Raw genomic sequence first — 17636 nt, 5'->3', positions numbered from 1 at the left:
TCAAACTAAAATTTAGGAGTTATTATGGAGCTTTCAGCGTTAACGGCTATCTCTCCGGTTGATGGTCGCTACGGCAGCAAAACCACTGAACTACGCAGTATTTTTAGCGAATTTGGATTAATCAAATACCGCGTAACCGTTGAAGTGCGTTGGTTGCAAGCGTTAGCTGCAGCAAGCGAGATTAAAGAAGTCCCCGCTTTTAGCGACGAAGCGAATGCGCTGTTGAATGCCATTGTAGATAACTTCTGTGAAGCTGATGCTCAGCGAGTTAAAGACATCGAACGCACGACAAACCATGATGTTAAGGCCGTAGAGTATTTACTAAAAGAAAAAGTAGCTGATAATGCTGAGCTACACGCAATTAATGAATTTATTCACTTTGCCTGTACCTCTGAAGATATTAATAACCTATCTCATGGTTTAATGTTAAGTGAAGCGCGTAACAACGTCGTTTTACCTTACTGTGATGAGTTATTAAGCGCTATTAAAGAAAAAGCAATTGAGTACAAAGCCATTCCAATGATGACTCGTACACATGGACAGCCTGCAACGCCTTCAACTATGGGTAAAGAGTTTGCAAATGTTTACATGCGTTTAAAGCGTCAACGTGACCAAATTGCACAAGTAGAAATGCTAGGTAAAGTAAACGGTGCTGTGGGTAACTACAATGCACACCTTAGTGCATACCCTGACTACGATTGGCATACCCACGCCGATAAGTTTGTAACTAGCCTAGGTTTAACTCTCAACCCGTTTACCACGCAAATTGAACCGCATGATTACATTGCAGAACTTTTTGATGCAATTGCACGCTTTAATACTATTTTGCTCGATTTTGACCGCGACATGTGGGGCTACATTGCACTTAATCACTTTAAGCAAAAAACTATTGCGGGTGAAATTGGCTCATCTACTATGCCACACAAAGTTAACCCAATTGATTTTGAAAACTCAGAAGGTAACTTAGGCTTAGCCAATGCTATCTTTGGTCATTTAGCACAAAAACTACCTGTGTCTCGCTGGCAACGTGATTTAACTGACTCAACCGTATTACGTAACTTAGGTGTAGGTATGGGTTATGCGGTAATTGCATACCAATCAACCCTTAAAGGTGTAAGCAAACTTGAAGTAAACGAGCAACGTTTGGCAGATGAGCTTGACCAAAACTGGGAGCTTCTAGCTGAGCCAATTCAAACCGTTATGCGTAAATACGGTATTGAAAAGCCATATGAAAAGCTAAAAGATTTAACCCGTGGTAAACGTGTAAATCAAGAAATTATGGCTGATTTCATCGATGGTTTAGACCTACCAGAAGCTGCAAAAATTGAAATGAAAAAACTAACGCCGGCTAACTACATTGGTCGCGCTGTTAAGTTTATTGATGATTTAGTTTAATCACTCAAATCTACTAATAAAAAGCGAAAGGTACCTGCCTTTCGCTTTTTTCATTTAGGTCTTAACGTTATAGGCATTCTATGTATCAATTAAAAATAAATGAATTATCAGAGCAAGCGTTTTTAAGTCAATATTGGCAAAAAAAACCACTGTTGATCAAAGCTGGTTTTAAAGATTTTCAAGACCCACTTGATGCGAATGAACTCGCAGGCCTTGCTATGGAAGACAGCATAGAATCGCGCATTATTACTAACCACAACCAACAATGGCAATCGCATCAGGGGCCATTTGACGATTTTGAAATACTCACTGATCAGCATTCGACGCTACTCGTGCAAGCAGTGGATCATTGGCACCCAGAGGCTGCTCAGTTACTTGAACCTTTTCGCTTTATACCAAATTGGCGCATAGATGATTTGATGATCAGCTACTCAACCCCAGGTGGCGGTGTTGGCCCACATCTAGACCAATACGATGTATTTATTATTCAAGGTGAAGGTAAACGCCATTGGCGGGTAGGATTACCCGACCCAACACTAAAACAATTTGCCCAAAATAAAACATTACTGCAAGTTGAAGCTTTTAGTGCTGTGATTGATTGTATTTTAGAGCCCGGTGATATTTTATATATACCACCCGGTTGTCCCCATGAAGGCTATGCGGTTGAAAATGCACTCAACTATTCAGTCGGTTTTAGAGCACCTAATCAGCAAGATTTACTTTCAAGTTTTGCTGATCATATTATCGACACAGAAAGCGGCCAAAAAAGGTATACCGACCATACCCTCGCCCTGCGTGATTCCAAAGGTGAGCTAACCCAAAGCGAAGTCGATAAAGTAAAAACGTTAATGCAAGCATTGCTTGAAGACGAGAGTTTATTTAAACACTGGTTAGGTAACACCCTTAGCCAACCTAAGCATGATATGGACTTAGCCCCTGAAGAAGACCCATTTAGTGTCGCACAAATACAACAACTGCTTGAAAACCAAGTAACATTTAAGCGTTTAGGGGGCACACGTGCTATTTATCAATGTATGGATGCAGAGTTACTTCTAAGTATCAATGGCGAAAACTACGCTTTACCCTTATCTGATTTAGAAGCGGTAAAACAGCTTACTGATTTTATTGAATTTGATAGTAGCGTGCTTAATGCAACCACACCTAGCCTAGATTTTATCGAAACTTTTACTACACTGGTTAATGAGGGTATTTGGTTTAGCTAGGAGGAGGTCATGGTTTATACCGTTGACAAAGTTGATTGGCAAAGTGAAAAAAGCCAACTGCAACATATAAGGGAGCGAGTGTTTGTATATGAGTTACATATTCCTAAAAGTATTGAATTTGACAACTTAGATGCACTCGCTCAACATATTCTGGTCACCGATAATATGCACTCACCTGTTGCCACAGGTCGATTATGTAATGATGGTTTAATTGGAAGAATCGCCGTATTGCCGCAGCATCGCAACCGCAATGTTTATAAGTCACTGCTTAATTTCATTGTTAAATTAGCAGCGGAGCAAGGTATTGAAGCAATCAGTATTAATTGTATTTTAAACGAAGTAGAACGATTCAAAAATAATGGGTTTACTGTGCAAGGCCACGTCTTTATGGAAGCAGGTATCCCAAGGCAACGTATGCAGTGCCCTATTGCATGCTTTGAAACACGACCATTTACTTTAGTGCATTAACTAAAAAACGAGCCCCTTGGCTCGTTTTTCCTTTATTCTTGTCGGTAATCTTTGAAAAAACGCTGCATTTTCATCATTGCACTCGATAAATCATCTTTATTAGGTAAAAATACCAATCTAAAGTGATCAGGCTCTGGCCAGTTAAAGGCGCGCCCATGCACTAATAATATTTTTTCTGCTTTTAACAAATCAAACATCATTTGTTCATCGCTTTTAATATTGAATTTAGCGGTGTCCACTTTAGGGAAAGCATAAAGCGCCCCTTTTGGCTTTTTACAACTAATTCCATCAATCGCATTTAAGCCGCGCCAAGCAATATCTCGCTGCACATATAAACGCCCACCGGGGTCTATTAAGCTATCAATTGATTGAACCCCTCCCAGTGCTTGCTGAATTGCATATTGTGCGGGCACATTGGCACAAAGACGCATTGAAGCAAGAATATCTAAGCCTTTAATTAAATCTGTCATTAATGCCGTGCGACCACTTAACACCATCCAGCCCATTCTCAGCCCAGCAGCACGGTATGTTTTAGCTAAGCCATTAAAGGTGATGATAGGGAGATCATCACATAATGAACCAATAGAAGTATGGGTAACGCCGTCGTATAGAATTTTCTCGTATATTTCATCGCTTAACAGCAGTAGTTTGTGCTCTCGAGCAATATTGATCAATTCTTCAAGCAAAGCGTCACTGTACACAGCCCCGGTTGGGTTGTTGGGATTAATCAGCACTAATGCTTTGGTTTTAGAGGTGATTTTACTCTTAATATCATCAATGTCAGGAAACCAATCTTGCTCTTCATCACACAAGTAGTGAACCGGATTACCACCTGCTAATCTTACCGAGGCTGTCCAAAGTGGATAATCTGGGGCAGGAATTAACACTTCATCATCATTATTCAACAGTGCTTGAGTAACCATTTGGATAAGTTCACTCACACCGTTACCAATGTAAATATTATCAACGTCTAAATTGTGTAAGCCACGCTGTTGGTAGTGCTGATAAATAGCAACACGCGCAGAATAAAGACCTTTAGAGTCACAGTACCCTTGAGCTGAATATAAATTACGGATGATATCGCGATGCATATCTTCTGGCATATCAAAACCAAATGCGGCGGGGTTACCTATATTAAGCTTTAATACCTTTTGGCCCTCATCCTCCATTTTTTTAGCTTGCACTAAAACGGGACCTCGGATGTCATAACAGACGCCGTCTAATTTATGACTCTTTTTTATTTCTGACATTGTTACCTCTAAAGAGCAAGTTAGTCATTAGACTAACGCAGTAAAGCCGTGAATTACTAGAAAAATTAAGCGCTTAAAACTGAAAAAAATTCACGTTAACACTCTTTTTTATTACTGTTAAAACACGCTTAGCGTCCAGCTAACCATGCATTTAGTTTTGCTTGTGAACCAGTAACTTGTGCCATTAATCCATGGGCTGCATTAACAGCCTGCTCGTCATTCCCGTTATTTAAATTATATTCAATTAAACGGGCAACTTCGGCTAAACTTGCCGCACCAAATTGAGCGGCGTTTGATTTAAGGCTATGAGAGTGGCGAATAGCAGCCTCTTTATCTTGCCCAATCGCAGCAATTGCTTCGTTACCCAATCGCTCAAATTCCGCACAACAAAATTCCAGCGTATCTGGAAACTGTTCTCCTAATAGCGATTCCATACTTTCTAAAGCGGATTCGTCAATATTGATCTCTGTCATATTCATGTCCTTCAATACGGTCCATCGATTTTCTTCTTATCTCTTACTCTATATCTAAGCACAAAAAAAACCAACTTTATTAGTGCAAAAATGTATAATTACGCCAAATGTACTAACGACATAGTGTATTCAATGGCACGCCCTCTTTGTAAACAGTGTAACTTTTCGCTAAGCACTTGTATTTGCAGCGCAATTACCCGTGTTAATAACCAAACTCAGGTTATTATTTTGCAGCACCCCAGTGAAGCAAAAGTTAGCAAAAATACGGCGCAGCTATTAGCTTTGGGTTTAACCCACTGTAAAATTATTAGAGGCGAAAATAATCAGGACTTCGCCAGTTTACAAGACCTGCCTATTGAATCGAGCGTATTACTCTACCCAAGCGAGAGCGCCGTAAAATTAGACCGACCGAATAGTAAAGAAAATCTACAAGAGATTACGCATTTAATTGTGATTGATGGTACATGGAATAAAGCCTTTAAAATTTTGCAATTAACCTCGTTATTACAACAGTTTAAAACGGTAAGCTTTAGCCATATCCCCACCAACCGTTATGCTATTCGTAAAGCCCCTAGAGCAGATAGTTTATCGACACTAGAAGCAGTAGCACATAGTTTATGGCTCATAGAAGCACTAAACCCTGCCCCCTTGTATGGTTTATTAGAGGAATTAATAAAAAAACAAACCCAACACATGCCCGCTCACGTAAAAGCACGTTACTTGTAATAAGCTGAAATAAAATAACCGATGCGTAATACCACATCTCGATTAAAACGCGGGTTTTCTCGCCAAGGTCCCGACTATCGTTTTGACGATCAAGTCGATTTTAGTGATATAAGAACCACATTTGGTTTTCGTTCTATGGTGGTTGGTAAATGGGTTACTAAAGAAGAGCGCTTTATTAGTGCCAACTTAATTTATGATGCGCTGGCTGATTTAGCGCAGATTTTGCATTTACCACCCACAGCCATTGGCCTGCGTGGCAAGCTTAATTTCGCTTTTGGTCACGGTGGACAAAAAGGCGTGCAAGCACATTATAATGCGTATGACCAAACCTTAGCACTGGCTAAAAATGCAGGCGGTGGCGCTTTAGCCCATGAATGGTTTCATGCTTTTGATCATCATATTAGTGAGCATTTGTTTAAATCAAAAACCCGCTTTGGTTTCGCTTCTAAGTTATGGTTATCAAACTCACCCGACTTAAGCCATCCACTTAATGATGCACTTAATCAATTTTATAAACAGGTGTTTTTAGAGCAAAGCGGTGAACATGCCAATGAATTTGTAAATAAATGCATTGCGTTTGATAAAGCGCATAATCAGCTGTATATGAGTATGCCAGAGGAGCTTGCTGCTCGGTGTTTTGAAGCCTGTATCAACGAGCATCAAACAATCAAAAACAGTTTTTTAGTCGGCGGTTTGAGTAATAATAACTTAATTTATCCTGAGCTAAATCACACGTTACACGCCAATGAAGCGCTTAACCATTATTTTCAACTATTAGGTTATGCGCTTCATCAACTAGAAAAATAAGCTATTGTTTAGCTCAGTTATTTATCGTCACTGATACGGCTTGCTACCGCACTATTCTGATCTTTATATTTTGCATCAATGCGGGTGTTATAAGGGCTTTCACACGGACCGGTAAGTGTTTCAAAACTCATTGCGCCAATTTTCATCATAGGTCTGAGTGCAAGCGGCAGCTTACCAGAGTTATAAAACTCTAAAACAATATTACCACTCCAACCAGGATCGATTCTGTGTGCTGTAACATGCACCATTAAACCCAAACGTGCCAGCGATGAACGCCCGTCTAACCAACCAACAATGTCTGCAGGTAGGGTTACTTTTTCATAGGTTATTGCCAACGCAAGCTCGCCAGGATGTAGAAAAAACGCTTCGCCTTCAGCTAATACAATCTCGTCGCTCATGATTGATTCTAACGCTTTATTAAGCTGATCTTTTGGACCACTTAAATCAACATAAGCGGCATTATGGGCATGAAATGTTCTAAACTTATTACCTAAGCGAAGATCAGCGGTAACCCCTGAAATCATTTCACTCGTTGGCGCGGGCTCGATAACAATGCGCCCATCGTTTAAGTATTCTTTAATATGTGTATCTGAAAGTCTCATTTTTAATCTTCCGTAATCACAACGTCAATCGCGTTGTGATGTTGTTGATAGTAAAGCGTGCTGGCAACCAATCGCGCGGCCGCGCTGTAAGTTTTGCTAATAACCGCATCTGTATTATCGGCAATCAACTTACCTTGCTCAGAGGATTCTCTGATATCAATCGCAAGCGGAATATGCGAAAGCACAGGCACACCATGCTTAAGGGCTAATTTTTGCGCACCGTCTTTACCAAATACATGGTTGGCCTCGCCGCAATGCTCACAAATGTAATGGCTCATATTTTCAATCAAACCGAGCACTGGCACATTTACTTTATTAAACATAGCAATACCCTTTTGCGCATCAGCAAGCGCTAAGTCTTGTGGCGTCGTGACAATCACGGTGCCACTGGCTGGCACTTTTTGGCTCATGGTTAATTGAATATCACCGGTACCTGGCGGCATATCTACAATTAAATAATCAAGTTCACCCCAATCGGTTTCATTTAAAAGCTGACTAAGCGCCCCTGAGGCCATTGGACCGCGCCATACGGTGGCATCATCGCTGGGGACTAAAAAACCGATAGATTGCGCTTTAATACCATTGGCATCAAACGGTTGTAATTGTTTATTGTCTTTTGTAACCGGCTCACTGCCAACTAATCCTAACAACATAGGAATTGACGGACCGTAAATGTCGGCATCTAGTATGCCTACTTTTGCACCTTCATTTTTAAGCGAACCCGCAAGATTTACAGCCGTAGTAGATTTACCCACCCCCCCTTTTCCTGAGGCGACTAAAACAATATGTTTAATGGCTTTAAATTTCGCAGCCTCTTTAAGGTGAACACTAGCCGTTACGTTTACATCAATCTTTAAACGCTCAGTCAAAAATTGAGCCACATGCGGCATTTCAGATTGCGCCGCAAAAGGGAGATTGAGTTTAACCGTAATTGATTTATCAGTGTTTTGAGTGATATCAGCAATGAAATCTTGCTCAATACCCACAGCGAAAGCGGCACTGCGATAGGCCGCTAGAGCAGAAATAATCGGTTGTTTTTGCACCGATTTTGCAGAGAATAGTTTCGACAGTCCAAACATAGCAATAAAATAGCGTTTCTTTGATGAAAAGTGCCACGGAATTATGTAACATTCAGGGCATTAACACCAGTCAATTAGTAAATATCGATAAGCAGTGTGCTTTGTTATCACTTTGCTTATCGATAATGTAATAATTTTCATCTGTTCCTGACTAGGAACGCTTAATTCGGAATGATTATGGCACAGCGAAAGATCCTGATTACTAGCGCATTACCTTATGCCAATGGCCCTACCCATTTAGGGCATTTATTAGAGTATATTCAAACTGATATTTGGTCGCGTTTTCAAAAACTACAAGGCCACGAAGCATACTATGTGTGCGCCGATGATGCTCATGGCACACCTATTATGCTTAATGCGCAAAAGCAAGGGATCACGCCTGAGGAAATGGTAAAAAACGTTAGTATCGAGCGCCAACGCGACTTTGCTGACTTTAATATCAAATTTGATAATTACCACAGTACCCATAGCCAAGAGAATAAAGAATTTAGTGAGCTTATTTATAATCGCCTTAACGATGCAGGTCATATTAAAAAGCACACTATTTCACAGTTATTCGATCCAGAAAAAGGCATTTTTCTGCCAGATCGCTTTGTCACTGGCACGTGTCCTACATGTAAATCGGAAGATCAGAACGGGGATAGCTGTGATGCCTGTGGCGCAACCTATAGCCCAACCGAGCTGATTAACCCACGCTCTGTTATGTCGGGTGCTGAGCCTATCTTAAAAGATTCTGAGCATTACTTTTTTGATTTACCCGCCTTTGAAGACATGCTTAAAGAGTGGCTACATTCAGGCACAATTCAACAAGAAATGGCCAACAAGTTAGATGAGTGGTTTGCCGATGGTCTCCAGCAATGGGACATTAGCCGTGATGCACCTTATTTTGGTTTTGAAATTCCAAACGCACCAGGTAAATACTTTTACGTATGGCTAGATGCGCCTATTGGTTATATGGCGAGCTTTAAAAACTTATGTGATAAACAGGGCATCGACTTTGATGCATTTTGGCAAGAAGGTTCAGACGCTGAGCTTTATCACTTTATTGGTAAAGACATCATCTATTTCCACAGTCTATTTTGGCCTGCCATGTTAGAAGGCGCTCAATTTAGAAAGCCAACTAACGTATTCGCCCATGGTTTTGTTACGGTCAATGGCGCAAAAATGTCTAAATCAAAAGGTACGTTTATTAAAGCGCGTACTTATTTAGATAACCTAGACCCAGAATTTTTACGTTACTACTACGCAGCTAAACTTAATAGTGGCATTACCGATTTAGATTTAAACCTTGAAGACTTTGCACAACGTGTAAACTCAGACTTAGTAGGTAAAGTAGTGAATATTGCCAGTCGTTGTGCTGGTTTTATTACTAAAAAGTTCGACGGTAAGCTGAGCAATACAGTTATGCAACCTCAACTGCTTGCAGAATTCCAGAACGCATCAGCGACAATCACCGAATATTACGAGAACCGTGAATACAGCCGTGCAATTCGTGAAATCATGGCACTTGCTGATAAAGCAAACCAGTTTATTGATAATGCCGCGCCTTGGGTGCTTATTAAAGATGAGTCAAAGCAAGAAGAAGCGCATCAGGTTTGCTCACTAGGACTTAACCTATTTCGCGTGTTGATCACTTACTTAAAACCAGTGCTACCTGGCATGGCAAGTAATGTTGAAGCCTTTTTAAATGATGAATTATCTTGGCAGGGTGCGCAAACAGCGCTAGTAAACCACCCTATCAATAAATTTAAGCCGTTAATGCAACGTGTAGAAATGGATAAAGTGAATAAAATGGTTGAAGAATCAAAAGAAAGCTTAGTTGCTGAAAAAGACAAAATCGATCCTAATAGCCCACTTGCAAAAGAGCCTATTAGCGAAGAGATTGAGTTTGATGACTTTGCAAAGGTAGACCTGCGTGTTGCTAAAATTGCCAAAGCAGAGCACGTAGAAGGCGCTGACAAGCTGCTTAAATTAACCCTTGATTTAGGCGGTGAAACTCGCCAAGTGTTTGCTGGAATTAAATCGGCTTACGCACCAGAAGACATTGAAGGTAAATTAACGGTAATGGTTGCTAACCTCAAACCACGTAAAATGCGTTTTGGAATGTCTGAAGGCATGGTACTTGCGGCAGGCCCTGGTGGTAAAGAAATTTACATTCTTAACCCAGACGACGGCTCTGAGCCGGGTATGCGCGTAATGTAATTATTATCGCTTAAAGCCGCTAATATTTAGCGGCTTTTTTTTCATTTGTTATTTAGCTATTCTAATGAGAATTTTTAACACTGCTATTCTCTGGTTTGCTCCCTGAAAAATAATTAAGCATTATTGCGATTTGGTATTACTGCAACAACTTTTGCTAAGTGAATCACCAAGCTTTGCGAGCTAATATACACAAACCAGTTTATATAGCGCACTTGAGGGTAAAAGCCTTGCCCCTGATTACCATAAATCCAAAAAGCACCAATAATAGCATCAGCCAACGCAGCAAGAAAAAGCCCTAAGCTCACCCACACTATTGATTTGGGTGCGTTAATCCCACCATAGGCAACAACTAATACCAGACCCATAAGTCCAACAGCCGTTATCACTAAGCTATAAACCCCTGTCATAGCTAAAATAGTATCTCCTGCCCCCTCAAGATACATAGTAGAGAGCGACGCACTACTTAGCACCAACACAACAACAAAAAAAAGTGCACTTTTTATAAGCGACACCCGGCGTTTTAGATTAAAAGCTAACACACAGGCTATAAATAAAAGGCTGTAACCAGGTGCAAAAAATAAGATTGAATCAACTAAGTAATCATGTTTTATCAAGGTACTATAGCGATAATAGTGTTGAGGTAAATTAAAATTAACCACATCACCCGCGATACACAACAGAAAAGCGCCACTGCCTAAAAGAGCAATAAAGCGTAATTGTTGCTCTTTAAAACGTTTAAATACCCAAGCTGACATCGTTACACTATTATACATAAGTAAGCAGAGCGAACTCAGAGTCAACAGCATTAAAACACGTTTATTTTCAGGCGCAAGTAGCCCTATTAACATCACAGCTAAAGCGCAAAGCCAAGCTATAAAAGTAATAATTTGATGCGGATGTTTTATAGATAACGGATTAATTGCACTATCCAACCTTTAAAATTAATAACGTTAACTTAGCAAGTTTTTATCGTCCAAGGCTATTTTTTGTTTTGCATGTGTTGTATTTCTTTTCGTGTTTTAAGCCTACATTGCGCTAACTGTTCGAGTCGAATTGCTTTAATAGCGGCTAATGGATCTTGTGCATTAAGTCCACCAGCATCATGGTTATTTTGTTGGTTTATTATTTTACTCTCACCGTGCTTATTGTGCATATTTTTTCTCTTGAAACTGTTTATCGATTTTAGGCGCGGTGCCTTGAGTAAAAAAAGTGCTTAAACGCTAAACGATATACTTGAAAAACACCTGATACCCTGTATATTAGAATATTCTAATATTAAGAGGTGTATTATGCGCATTATTTTGCTTTTTTCCAGTTTATTTCTTTCATCCGCTGCTTTTGCTAACAATACCGACGAGGCACGACAAACCATTAAGGCATTTTCAAGTGATTTAAAACAGGTACTGGTTAGTACTATGAAACAAAGCGGCCCACTAGCGGCAATAAGTGTATGTAATACAGCTGCACCCGCTATCGCTTCACAACATAGCAATAGTCCTTGGCAAATTAGCCGTAGTGCTTTGAAAACTCGTAACTCAGATAATCAACCCGATGCATGGCTCAAAAATGTTTTATTAAACTTTGAACAACGTAAGCTCAATGGCGAGCCGGTAGCAAGCATAGAATATCAAGAGCAAAGACCGGATGGCTGGTATTTTGTAAAAGCGATTCCTACTCAAAAAGCATGTTTAGCGTGTCATGGCAGTCAGGTTGACCCCACTGTTTCTAAAAAAATAGCGACTTTATACCCTAATGATCAGGCAACTGATTTTAAACTGGGTGACATTCGTGGCGCATTTGTTGTTAAAAAGGACAGTGAAAATCACCAATGATAACTCATTGACGATCAGCTATTAAATTTTACTGCATCGGATGCAATACGCTTTTTACGCCAAACATATAAAGTATGTGGCAGCATAAGTAATTGATTTAATAAAATAGCTAATACCAATGCAAACAACACTGCACTTGCGGTTAAAGGGATACCTAACTTAAAGTTATCAAGTGTATTTTGTAATCTGTCAACGCGCTCAAGGGAGAACATATACAGCATTTTTTGCAGTAGATTTCCTTGTTCAAAAATAGCCATCCCTTTTTTTAAATCGGCAAATTGCAGTAATGTTTGCTGTTTTTGATTTGCATCGGCTCTAACGCTAGGTTCAGCGTTAGCTAAGTGGCGGTTTATCATCGCTTGCGTGCTAGAAAAGTTATATTGCTTGGCCGTTTTTGCATAGCCGTCGACTTGCCATTTTGTTGCATGGTATAAGCCCGCTAAATGTTGTTGGTAATGATCACTCAGCTGCGGTAGTTGCAATGAAACAATAAAAGCGCAAGCAAATAGTAGTTTATCAAACATCTTAATAATCATAGTTATGCCTTTTGCAGCTCTGATTTAAAAATGAGTACAGGTAACTATAACATACACTCATTATTTGCTAATTGAATTATAAAAGGACAGCTCGCTGCTTTTTTAGTTACCTTGCTTGGTGAAATTGGCGGTGCAAAGCATGAACTTGCTCTGCAAGTGCCGGTACTGGACCATAAACCGCCGTATTGGGAGAAATAGCCTCAATAGGCAAAGGATTGACCGGTGCTGTAGCAACGTGCATTTCACTTAGACATGCCCATTAGCATCAACAAGCACAGAGCCAAACGGTTCATCTCCTGCTTCTAACGCCTCTTTAGCTAGTGCTACGGTGCGTTTTAAGTGCGCTAAATCAGTCTCGTTCATAATCTGTAAACTCCTTTACTATCACTTTTGGGGATATTTAGTAACGTGATCTGTTTTTCTACTGCGCTAACCATAACGCTTTGATCCCTGCTTTTGCAACAGGTACATCCTCACTGCCATGAGCACCGCCAACTCCCACAGCCCCCACCACAGTATCGTTTATATAAATAGGCACCCCGCCATCAAATATTAAAATGTTTTCACCTAAATAACGAAGGTCTGCTGGAATAGTGCTCTCTTTTATGCCTTTTGCTATAACTGCGGTTTCATGCTTTTGCGAATTGGCGGTATAGGCTTTTTTATAACTGGCACGAATAGTATGAACACCGGCACGATGATCGCGAAGTACCGCCAGCGTTTGTCCAGATGCATCCACAACAGTTATTGATACAGCTAAATTGTCTTTGTGCGCCGCTGCAGACGCTGCATTGATTATACGCTGTGCCATTTTACCCGTTAATTGTGCCATCATAGCCACATTTTCAAGCTGTTGATTATGAGTATTTATCTGCATTTCAGTTTGTCCAGCAACAGACGCTAATGAAGAAAGTGATGTAATGAGCGCTGTAAAAATAGCCCATTTTTTCATGGTTTATTTCCTATTGTTAATTAATGACGTTATATCGCTGAACTGGATATAAAAAATTGAAAATAAACAGACCGTGCTTACTCATAAAAGCTTTCACGAGGAGGGTTAATAGCTGGCTTTGCTTTTTATTAAATACCTTTATTGGGATAAGGCAATGACGCACCCTTTTTTAAAAAATGATCGTAAGCTAGCAACACTGCGCAATATTTAACCGACAACTAATCAATTTAAAGGAAAGTATCATGTTTAAGAAAATAGCGTCTGTTCTGACTTTTGTATTAGCACGTTTAACCCTATCTTCAGCAGCTCATGCCGATCACCATGGTATGAAAAAAGATATCGTTGATGTAGCTGCTGCCAATGGTTCTTTTTCAACACTCGTTGCAGCTGTCAAAGCGGTAGGCCTCGTTGATACGTTAAAAGGAGATGGCCCTTTTACTGTATTTGCGCCAACTGATGAAGCATTTGCTAAGCTACCAGCAGGTACCGTTGAAAACCTTCTTAAGAGTCAAAATAAAGACAAGTTAACTGCAATTCTTACCTACCATGTGGTATCAGGTAAAGTAATGGCAGCAGACGTTGTAAAATTAGACAGTGCAACGACCGTGCAAGGCCAGTCTGTGAATGTAACCACCAATGATAGCTCTGTCATGATCAACAGTGCCAACGTAGTAATGGCAGATGTAAAAGCCAGCAACGGCGTGATTCATGTCATTGATACTGTTTTGTTGCCAAAAGAGTAACAACCTAATCTCAACAGCGGAGTAAAATACTAACTCCGCTCACTATTATAAGCACAAAATATCGATTTCTTTTACTAAATGCCCTCTTTTATACTAGTGATTTTTACACTATATTAAAAGATAATTAAGCATCTGTTAATATTGAGAAAGTGTTTGTGGAAACAAATAAAAATAATACTACTGTTGAAGATAAGCCAACTGAAGATCAAAAGAAGTTTTTCCTCGATTTACTCCCGGGAAAGATGATTGATATACAATTTAACAATCCCATTCAGGTTCGCTTTAAACTCACTTTAATCGGCTACGACACCGGTAAATATTTAATATTAAAATACCCTGCTCAAGCAGGTAAAAATGATTACAGCGACATTTTAGTTGAAGGTAATGGGGCTATTGTACGTTATATCATTGAAGACGAACGGGGCGAATGTGTTGCTTTTTCAACCAGCATATTAGCGATTTCATTTCGCCCAGAACGATTAATTTATTTAGCTTACCCTAAAAAAATTGAAAGCCGACAATTACGTGAAACTAGCAGGTTGCCTACACACATTCCGGCTAAAATTAGTTTACATAAAAGCGATATTGATGCTGATAGTAAAAGCTTATTGCACGGTTTAATTATTGATATTTCTCCGAGTGGTTGTCGCTTTGCTATTCACGTAAGCTCTGGATTTGTTGCACTAAAAAAACGTCAAGTTTTTGTGCATATACTTTCTCCATTAGACAACGAGCCTGTTATTATTACGTCTTACATTAGGAATAACCAAATGAAAGGCAACCGCCTTAGCGTTGGTATAGAGTTTGATGCTTCAGAGCAAGTTAAGCTTAACAAGCTATTAGAAGCTTACTCGATTGATATTGATTAATGCCTTAAATAATCCTACCTGCAAAAACAGCAATGGCTAACCAATCTTGCTTGGCCATTATAATAGTAAGTTTTTTATTCTAAACGCTTCAAAAATCGGTCACTTCTTGGCAAGTAGTAATCATCATAATCAAGCGAGACAATCACACGCTCTGCCCGACCAAGCAACTCATCACGTGTAATTAATCCAATAACCCGTGAGTCCGCACTGTTATCGCGGTTATCACCCATAACAAGATAATGATCTGCTGCTATCGATGTTGCCGGAAACTGCACTAAGCTTGCTGCCGATTTGGTAAGCCGTATGGTATGAGCATGCCCCTTTAAGTGCTCAGTTTTATCTAGCCACTGAATACTCTTGTTTAAAGTGCTATAACTTACTTTCTCACCATTAATGGTCAATTCGTTGTTTTGAAATGAAATTGTATCACCTGGTGTGCCAATAACGCGTTTTATTAAACGGTTACCCGCCACCTTAGAATCAAATACAATAATATCGCCGGTTTTTGGTTCTGCCAGTCTTAACAGGGATACATGCGTAAATGGAATACGTAAATCATACGCCATTTTATCGGTAAGGATTCGGTCGCCTTCTTCAATAGTCGGTTTCATTGAACCTGTTGGTACTTCGTACCAATCGGCGACGGCACTACGAAGCACGCTCATTAAAATAATAAAAACAATAGGGCCTGTTGACCTTTGCGGATTGGAATTTGTTCAAACAAGGGGCGATTTAATCGCGGCGCGAGGTTTGTAACCTAGTGGGCTAAGTAAAAACCTAGTAACAAAGAGTTAATCGCCCCTTGGAAGAACCCTTTGGGCAATACCTGTTTGGCATTGATGCTACGTTATCGCCTATTTATGGGGAATAACCACACCACATAGGCTCTGCCTTGCTTAAATACCAAACAGACTACTGCAAATTCAACCTTGAAAGGTTAACAGGCCCTTAAGAACGGTTATTTTTCCAAAATTTATAAAGTCGCTTCATGCTTTGTCCCTGCTATAGGTTAAGTATTTATTTGATTGTATAAATGCAGAGCCGTTCAAATGAGTGTGTAACAAAACATGTTTAGGGATAGAGACATGTATAAAACATGCCTCTAAAGATAGTTTACTGCTGGTTTAACTTGTCTTTCGCTTCTTGTACTTTTGCAAAATCTAAACCTAATTCATCCGTTGCTTCTTTAATTAAATGAGGTTGGGTCATTACTACCGCCATCAATTGCTGAAGTTTTTCAGGTGGTATGCCCAGCTCTTGTACTAAAGCCATAGCCATCATTGGGTTTTGGGTAAATGCTTCAAATAATGCCGCTACTTTTTCATCGCTGACATTGTGCTCTTTTAATATTGCAATAATTGGATTCATTATTAACCTTAAAATCGAAATAGTTTATTAAAGTATATGGCCTCATACGGGGATTAACAATATTAATCCCTGTGGCATTACTTGTTTCACTCTACCAATAATACAACTTTACCTGAGTTTTCATTACCCTCTAAAATGGCATGTGCCTCACTAGCTTGTTGCCATGGCATGGTTTTATAAATATTAAAGTCATACTTTTGATTGGCAATATCATCATAAAAGCGCGCTACAAATGCATCCTTTAACGCGCGTTTAAACGCAATACTGCGATTACGCAATGTGGAGGCATGAAACGAAATGCGTTTTTGTAATAAGCGTGCAAAATCGACTTCGGCAAAGCGACTATCTAAAAATGCGAGCATCACAATCTGACAATCCATTGCGGCCACTTTGGCATTTTTATTCAAATAGCGGCCAGAAACCGGATCGACTATGGCGTTTGCACTTAAGTTATGTGCCTTCATATATTCAACAAAATCAGTGGTTTTATAATTAATCACATGGTCAGCACCCAAGCCTTTAGCGTGTTCACATTTTTCATCAGACCCTGCTGTTATTACCACCTGTGCACCGGCACTTTTTGCCATTTGAATAGCCGCTCCGCCTACGCCACTGGCACCGGCATGAATAAGCGCCGTTTGCCCTGATTGTAGTTTTCCTAACTCAAAGAGTGCGCCAAAGGCAGTTAAATACACTTCACTAATAGCAGCACCTTGTGCCATAGAAATATTATCTGGCAATTCCATTAATTGCTGCGCATCTACCGCGACATATTCACTGTACGCACCACCGGCACATAGAGTAAAAATACGCTTATCTTGCCATTTAGGGTCTACCTCACTGCCAAGCTCACACACGGTACCTGCACATTCGAGTCCTAGTATAGGGCTATCCCCTTCAGGAGCAGGATACTTACCTTGGCGCTGCATACAATCGGCGCGGTTAACGCCAATCGCTGCTACTTTTACCAGTACTTCATTACTGCTAATCTTCGGCTTGTCGGTTTGTTCAAACGTTAATTGCTGATCTTGATGTGAAATGTACTGCATAAATCTCCTCGTATTTTATTCTATTTGATTTTCGCCATACTTCGGCTTCAACTAACTCGTTA

General features: G+C 40.0%; 21 protein-coding genes. 9 read left to right on the top strand and 12 right to left on the bottom strand.

The window, feature by feature from the left end; all coding sequences use genetic code 11:
* Positions 1 to 24: 24 nt before the first annotated feature.
* The 3 genes from purB to BG00_RS10780 all read left to right on the top strand — a co-directional run bounded on the left by purB (position 25) and on the right by BG00_RS10780 (position 3086).
* Positions 25 to 1395 (top strand): adenylosuccinate lyase, encoded by a 1371-nt coding sequence (gene purB, locus BG00_RS10790; RefSeq protein WP_036982539.1) that lies wholly within the window; start codon positions 25 to 27, stop codon positions 1393 to 1395.
* A gap of 80 nt (positions 1396 to 1475) precedes the next feature.
* The gene (locus BG00_RS10785; RefSeq protein ID WP_036982537.1) at positions 1476 to 2618 is read left to right on the top strand and encodes a ribosomal protein uL16 3-hydroxylase; all 1143 of its coding nucleotides are present in this window, start codon (positions 1476 to 1478) and stop codon (positions 2616 to 2618) included.
* 9 nt (positions 2619 to 2627) lie between these two features.
* The gene (locus BG00_RS10780; RefSeq protein WP_036982535.1) at positions 2628 to 3086 is read left to right on the top strand and encodes a GNAT family N-acetyltransferase; all 459 of its coding nucleotides are present in this window, start codon (positions 2628 to 2630) and stop codon (positions 3084 to 3086) included.
* 32 nt (positions 3087 to 3118) lie between these two features.
* Here BG00_RS10780 and BG00_RS10775 read toward each other — a convergent pair whose 3' ends face one another.
* Both BG00_RS10775 and BG00_RS10770 read right to left on the bottom strand, forming a co-directional pair.
* Positions 3119 to 4336, bottom strand: coding sequence for a pyridoxal phosphate-dependent aminotransferase (locus BG00_RS10775; RefSeq protein WP_036982532.1), 1218 nt, complete (start codon positions 4334 to 4336; stop codon positions 3119 to 3121).
* Positions 4337 to 4464: 128 nt separating this feature from the next.
* Positions 4465 to 4809 (bottom strand): Hpt domain-containing protein, encoded by a 345-nt coding sequence (locus tag BG00_RS10770; protein WP_036982530.1) that lies wholly within the window; start codon positions 4807 to 4809, stop codon positions 4465 to 4467.
* Between the two features lie 132 nt (positions 4810 to 4941).
* Here BG00_RS10770 and BG00_RS10765 point away from each other — a divergent pair, with 132 nt between their 5' ends.
* Both BG00_RS10765 and BG00_RS10760 read left to right on the top strand, forming a co-directional pair.
* Positions 4942 to 5535, top strand: coding sequence for a tRNA-uridine aminocarboxypropyltransferase (locus tag BG00_RS10765; RefSeq protein ID WP_036982528.1), 594 nt, complete (start codon positions 4942 to 4944; stop codon positions 5533 to 5535).
* Between the two features lie 21 nt (positions 5536 to 5556).
* Positions 5557 to 6342, top strand: coding sequence for a CLCA_X family protein (locus tag BG00_RS10760; protein ID WP_036982525.1), 786 nt, complete (start codon positions 5557 to 5559; stop codon positions 6340 to 6342).
* A 17-nt stretch (positions 6343 to 6359) separates the two neighbouring features.
* Here BG00_RS10760 and dcd read toward each other — a convergent pair whose 3' ends face one another.
* A complete protein-coding gene (dcd, locus tag BG00_RS10755) occupies positions 6360 to 6944 on the bottom strand; it encodes a dCTP deaminase (RefSeq protein ID WP_013465052.1) in 585 nt (194 codons plus the stop codon).
* A 2-nt stretch (positions 6945 to 6946) separates the two neighbouring features.
* The gene (gene apbC / locus BG00_RS10750; RefSeq protein ID WP_036982522.1) at positions 6947 to 8023 is read right to left on the bottom strand and encodes an iron-sulfur cluster carrier protein ApbC; all 1077 of its coding nucleotides are present in this window, start codon (positions 8021 to 8023) and stop codon (positions 6947 to 6949) included.
* Between the two features lie 177 nt (positions 8024 to 8200).
* Between apbC and metG the strand changes: the two genes are divergently transcribed.
* Complete coding sequence (gene metG / locus BG00_RS10745; RefSeq protein WP_013465054.1) at positions 8201 to 10225, top strand: methionine--tRNA ligase; 2025 nt, start codon at positions 8201 to 8203, stop codon at positions 10223 to 10225.
* Positions 10226 to 10338: 113 nt separating this feature from the next.
* Here metG and BG00_RS10740 read toward each other — a convergent pair whose 3' ends face one another.
* Positions 10339 to 10980, bottom strand: coding sequence for a hypothetical protein (locus BG00_RS10740; protein WP_253861381.1), 642 nt, complete (start codon positions 10978 to 10980; stop codon positions 10339 to 10341).
* 224 nt (positions 10981 to 11204) lie between these two features.
* Positions 11205 to 11378, bottom strand: coding sequence for a hypothetical protein (locus BG00_RS17810; protein WP_190276266.1), 174 nt, complete (start codon positions 11376 to 11378; stop codon positions 11205 to 11207).
* Positions 11379 to 11514: 136 nt separating this feature from the next.
* Here BG00_RS17810 and BG00_RS10735 point away from each other — a divergent pair, with 136 nt between their 5' ends.
* Positions 11515 to 12057, top strand: coding sequence for a Tll0287-like domain-containing protein (locus tag BG00_RS10735; protein ID WP_036982519.1), 543 nt, complete (start codon positions 11515 to 11517; stop codon positions 12055 to 12057).
* A gap of 14 nt (positions 12058 to 12071) precedes the next feature.
* Here BG00_RS10735 and BG00_RS10730 read toward each other — a convergent pair whose 3' ends face one another.
* The 3 genes from BG00_RS10730 to BG00_RS10720 all read right to left on the bottom strand — a co-directional run bounded on the left by BG00_RS10730 (position 12072) and on the right by BG00_RS10720 (position 13545).
* Positions 12072 to 12593 (bottom strand): DUF2937 family protein, encoded by a 522-nt coding sequence (locus BG00_RS10730; protein WP_036982516.1) that lies wholly within the window; start codon positions 12591 to 12593, stop codon positions 12072 to 12074.
* A 106-nt stretch (positions 12594 to 12699) separates the two neighbouring features.
* A complete protein-coding gene (locus BG00_RS18425; RefSeq protein WP_282452041.1) occupies positions 12700 to 12834 on the bottom strand; it encodes a hypothetical protein in 135 nt (44 codons plus the stop codon).
* Between the two features lie 180 nt (positions 12835 to 13014).
* The gene (locus BG00_RS10720) at positions 13015 to 13545 is read right to left on the bottom strand and encodes a GlcG/HbpS family heme-binding protein (protein WP_036982513.1); all 531 of its coding nucleotides are present in this window, start codon (positions 13543 to 13545) and stop codon (positions 13015 to 13017) included.
* A gap of 242 nt (positions 13546 to 13787) precedes the next feature.
* Here BG00_RS10720 and BG00_RS10715 point away from each other — a divergent pair, with 242 nt between their 5' ends.
* Positions 13788 to 14288, top strand: coding sequence for a fasciclin domain-containing protein (locus tag BG00_RS10715; protein ID WP_036982511.1), 501 nt, complete (start codon positions 13788 to 13790; stop codon positions 14286 to 14288).
* Between the two features lie 155 nt (positions 14289 to 14443).
* Positions 14444 to 15157 carry a flagellar brake domain-containing protein gene (locus BG00_RS10710; RefSeq protein ID WP_036982509.1) on the top strand — a complete coding sequence of 238 codons (714 nt, stop codon included), beginning with the start codon at positions 14444 to 14446 and terminating at the stop codon, positions 15155 to 15157.
* Positions 15158 to 15231: 74 nt separating this feature from the next.
* Here the strand turns inward: BG00_RS10710 and lepB are convergent, their stop codons facing one another.
* The 3 genes from lepB to BG00_RS10695 form a co-directional block, all read right to left on the bottom strand.
* Positions 15232 to 15840 carry a signal peptidase I gene (lepB, locus tag BG00_RS10705; RefSeq protein WP_081762904.1) on the bottom strand — a complete coding sequence of 203 codons (609 nt, stop codon included), beginning with the start codon at positions 15838 to 15840 and terminating at the stop codon, positions 15232 to 15234.
* Between the two features lie 430 nt (positions 15841 to 16270).
* The gene (locus BG00_RS10700) at positions 16271 to 16525 is read right to left on the bottom strand and encodes a DUF2999 family protein (RefSeq protein WP_008113615.1); all 255 of its coding nucleotides are present in this window, start codon (positions 16523 to 16525) and stop codon (positions 16271 to 16273) included.
* Positions 16526 to 16611: 86 nt separating this feature from the next.
* Positions 16612 to 17574 (bottom strand): zinc-binding dehydrogenase, encoded by a 963-nt coding sequence (locus BG00_RS10695; protein WP_036982504.1) that lies wholly within the window; start codon positions 17572 to 17574, stop codon positions 16612 to 16614.
* Positions 17575 to 17636: the final 62 nt, after the last annotated feature.

The organism is Pseudoalteromonas sp. SCSIO_11900 (genome assembly GCF_000576475.1).
GTDB lineage: Bacteria > Pseudomonadota > Gammaproteobacteria > Enterobacterales > Alteromonadaceae > Pseudoalteromonas > Pseudoalteromonas tetraodonis.
Note: the sequence above shows the minus strand (reverse complement) of the source record. Positions and strands in the feature narration are given on the sequence as shown.

What these genes read in the sequence shown, in the direction of transcription:
- BG00_RS10730 (WP_036982516.1), bottom strand. Translation starts at nt 12,593, where the DNA reads ATGATTATTAAGATGTTTGATAAACTACTATTTGCTTGCGCTTTTATT.
- BG00_RS18425 (WP_282452041.1), bottom strand. Translation starts at nt 12,834, where the DNA reads ATGCACGTTGCTACAGCACCGGTCAATCCTTTGCCTATTGAGGCTATT.
- BG00_RS10695 (WP_036982504.1), bottom strand. Translation starts at nt 17,574, where the DNA reads ATGCAGTACATTTCACATCAAGATCAGCAATTAACGTTTGAACAAACC.
- BG00_RS10770 (WP_036982530.1), bottom strand. Translation starts at nt 4,809, where the DNA reads ATGACAGAGATCAATATTGACGAATCCGCTTTAGAAAGTATGGAATCG.
- BG00_RS10720 (WP_036982513.1), bottom strand. Translation starts at nt 13,545, where the DNA reads ATGAAAAAATGGGCTATTTTTACAGCGCTCATTACATCACTTTCTTCA.
- dcd (WP_013465052.1), bottom strand. Translation starts at nt 6,944, where the DNA reads ATGAGACTTTCAGATACACATATTAAAGAATACTTAAACGATGGGCGC.
- BG00_RS10780 (WP_036982535.1), top strand. Translation starts at nt 2,628, where the DNA reads ATGGTTTATACCGTTGACAAAGTTGATTGGCAAAGTGAAAAAAGCCAA.
- metG (WP_013465054.1), top strand. Translation starts at nt 8,201, where the DNA reads ATGGCACAGCGAAAGATCCTGATTACTAGCGCATTACCTTATGCCAAT.
- BG00_RS10785 (WP_036982537.1), top strand. Translation starts at nt 1,476, where the DNA reads ATGTATCAATTAAAAATAAATGAATTATCAGAGCAAGCGTTTTTAAGT.
- BG00_RS10700 (WP_008113615.1), bottom strand. Translation starts at nt 16,525, where the DNA reads ATGAATCCAATTATTGCAATATTAAAAGAGCACAATGTCAGCGATGAA.
- BG00_RS17810 (WP_190276266.1), bottom strand. Translation starts at nt 11,378, where the DNA reads ATGCACAATAAGCACGGTGAGAGTAAAATAATAAACCAACAAAATAAC.
- BG00_RS10740 (WP_253861381.1), bottom strand. Translation starts at nt 10,980, where the DNA reads ATGTCAGCTTGGGTATTTAAACGTTTTAAAGAGCAACAATTACGCTTT.
- BG00_RS10735 (WP_036982519.1), top strand. Translation starts at nt 11,515, where the DNA reads ATGCGCATTATTTTGCTTTTTTCCAGTTTATTTCTTTCATCCGCTGCT.
- BG00_RS10765 (WP_036982528.1), top strand. Translation starts at nt 4,942, where the DNA reads ATGGCACGCCCTCTTTGTAAACAGTGTAACTTTTCGCTAAGCACTTGT.
- BG00_RS10715 (WP_036982511.1), top strand. Translation starts at nt 13,788, where the DNA reads ATGTTTAAGAAAATAGCGTCTGTTCTGACTTTTGTATTAGCACGTTTA.
- BG00_RS10775 (WP_036982532.1), bottom strand. Translation starts at nt 4,336, where the DNA reads ATGTCAGAAATAAAAAAGAGTCATAAATTAGACGGCGTCTGTTATGAC.
- BG00_RS10760 (WP_036982525.1), top strand. Translation starts at nt 5,557, where the DNA reads ATGCGTAATACCACATCTCGATTAAAACGCGGGTTTTCTCGCCAAGGT.
- apbC (WP_036982522.1), bottom strand. Translation starts at nt 8,023, where the DNA reads ATGTTTGGACTGTCGAAACTATTCTCTGCAAAATCGGTGCAAAAACAA.
- purB (WP_036982539.1), top strand. Translation starts at nt 25, where the DNA reads ATGGAGCTTTCAGCGTTAACGGCTATCTCTCCGGTTGATGGTCGCTAC.